General features: G+C 69.3%; 2 protein-coding genes. One reads left to right on the top strand and one right to left on the bottom strand.

Annotation, left to right across the window (positions count from 1 at the left end):
* Positions 1 to 138: 138 nt before the first annotated feature.
* Positions 139 to 570, bottom strand: a complete 432-nt coding sequence (locus ACFWOG_RS40670) for a hypothetical protein (protein ID WP_329876294.1) — start codon at positions 568 to 570, stop codon at positions 139 to 141.
* 486 nt (positions 571 to 1056) lie between these two features.
* Between ACFWOG_RS40670 and ACFWOG_RS40675 the strand changes: the two genes are divergently transcribed.
* Positions 1057 to 2251 (top strand): ice-binding family protein (locus ACFWOG_RS40675; protein WP_380364775.1); only part of this gene is annotated, 1195 nt, incomplete at its 3' end.

Here is a 2251-nt window from a genome sequence, read left to right on the forward strand (position 1 = left end):
GCAGCTCTTCGACGAACAGCATGCATTCACCTCCTCTCTCTCAGCGGCTCTTGCCGAGGCGGCTTGACTTGTTAAGCACGCGAGATGTCTTCCGGGAGGCACGGGCCTCCCGGAAGCGGTGCCCGCGGCCTCGGCGACTCAGAGCCCGAGGATCTCGCGGATGAGGCCGAGTTTCCGTTCGGGGGAGAGGTCCTGGGGGCGGTCGGCGAGCAGCCCGTTCAGGACGGTGGGGACGTCGGAGCCCTCGGGCGCCTGGATGGCGTCGATGACCTGGCACCGTAGGCCATCGTCCCGGAGGAACACCCATACTTCCTGCTCCTTGCGAGGTTCGCCGTTCTCCCGGGGTGAGAGCCGTCCGGCCGGAAACCAGCCGAGCCCCTCCTCGGTCAGGGTGTCGGCCACCTCGTCCAGGACGTACTTGCCGAGTCTTCGGTAGCCGAGCTCCTCGCGCAGGTCGCCGAGCGTGACTCTGAGCAGGCCACCTGCGAGACGGCAGCGCTCGGCCACGGTAGCGGCGTTGCCTTCGGCCGCCGCGAGGACCCCGCCTTGCGGATACGTTGGGTCGTTCATGCCCGGGCCAACGACTCCATCCCCCGAGCGATACGTCATTTCACCAGCCTGGACGCGGCCAAGAGAAGAAACGGTACTGCCCAGGGCCGTGACGGTGACCGGCGAGGGGCCGTGGTGGCGGTCGGGTGGACGGGCTCCGCCGAGCGCGATGTCGGGCTCCGCGGGTACGGCCGAATCCGAGTGGCTCGGGCGCAGCGGAAGGCGGAGGCCCTGCCCACGACATTGAGTGCGTGGACAAACGACACGCCGGTGATGGGGGTTGGATGCCCTGTTCGCGTCGACACGTCACTCGATTGCATCTTTATTATTCTTTCCTTTTTATGTTGCTGTTGCACGGTGTACTGAGTTGGTGACTGTGCATCACCGTCCCTGGTGGGCGCCGCTCTGCGGCTCTCCCGGGGTGGCGCCCGTGGCGCCTCGGCGCGTGCACGAGGGCTTGTGGTCCGACCAGAACTCACCATCGGCGCTCCGAAATCCTCTTTTCGGGTGACGGAGCTCAACGGCGACAAGAAAGGGTCTTGTCCTATGGCAGTCGATGCCATTCCGCCCGCCCTACCGGAGAGACGGCGCAGACGCTCCCGACTCACGGGGGCGCTCGCCCTGTTGTCCGGACTGACGCTGCTTGCCACGGCGGGCCTGATCACCAGTCCCGCGCACGCTGCGGAGGCACCGGTGATGCTGGGTACCGACGCCAGCTATGCGGTGCTGGGCGCATCTACGGTCACCAATACCGGTCCCAGCGTGATCAACGGGGACCTGGGCCTCAGCCCGGGCACCAGTGTGACGGGCTTTCCGCCCGGGATCGTGAACGGAGTCCAGCACGTCAACGACGCCCAGGCCGCACAGGCTCAGTCCGACCTGGTCATCGCCTACAACGACGCCGCAGGCCGGGCCCCCACGGCCAGCCTGACGTCTCCGGGCGACATCGGTGGACTCACGCTGACGCCCGGCGTCTACAAAGCGACGTCCTCACTGAACCTGACCGGGACCGTCACCCTGGACGCCCTGGGCGATCCCAGTGCCGTCTTCATCTTCCAGATCGGCTCCACCCTGATCACGGCCCCGTCGAGCGTCGTCAGCCTGGTCAACGGGGCGCAGCCCTGCAATGTGTTCTGGCAGGTGGGCAGCTCCGCCACCATCGACGTCAGCTCCTTCTTCAAGGGCAACATCCTGGCCATGACGTCGATCACCGTGAACCACGCCTCGGTGATCGAAGGCCGTGCCCTGGCGCGCACGGGGGCCGTCACGCTGGACGACAACACCATCACGAGGGCGGCCTGCACGGTCGGACCGCCCGGTCCGAGCGGTCCGGCGGGTCCGAGCGGTCCGGCGGGTCCGAGCGGTCCGGCGGGTCCGAGCGGGTCTGCCGGCCCCAGCGGTCCTGCCGGTCCTGCCGGTCCCGCCGGCTCGCCGGGTGCCCCCGGTCCCAACGGTGCTCCCGGTCCGGCGGGCTCTCCCGGTGCTCCGGGTGCTCCTGGTCCCAACGGTGCTCCCGGCGTGCCCGGCGCGCCCGGCTCTCCGGGTGCTCCCGGCCCTGACGGTGCCCCTGGTGCTCCTGGTCCCAACGGTGCTCCCGGCGTGCCCGGCGCGCCCGGCTCTCCGGGTGCTCCCGGCCCCAACGGCGCCCCAGGAGCTCCGGGTGTTCCGGGTGCTCCCGGCCCTGACGGTGCCCCTGGTGCCC

This window comes from Kitasatospora sp. NPDC058406 (genome assembly GCF_042722765.1).
In the GTDB taxonomy this organism is placed as follows: domain Bacteria; phylum Actinomycetota; class Actinomycetes; order Streptomycetales; family Streptomycetaceae; genus Kitasatospora.

Excerpts from the sequence above, each read along its gene's own strand:
- ACFWOG_RS40670 (WP_329876294.1), bottom strand. The coding sequence starts at position 570 with ATGAACGACCCAACGTATCCGCAAGGCGGGGTCCTCGCGGCGGCCGAA.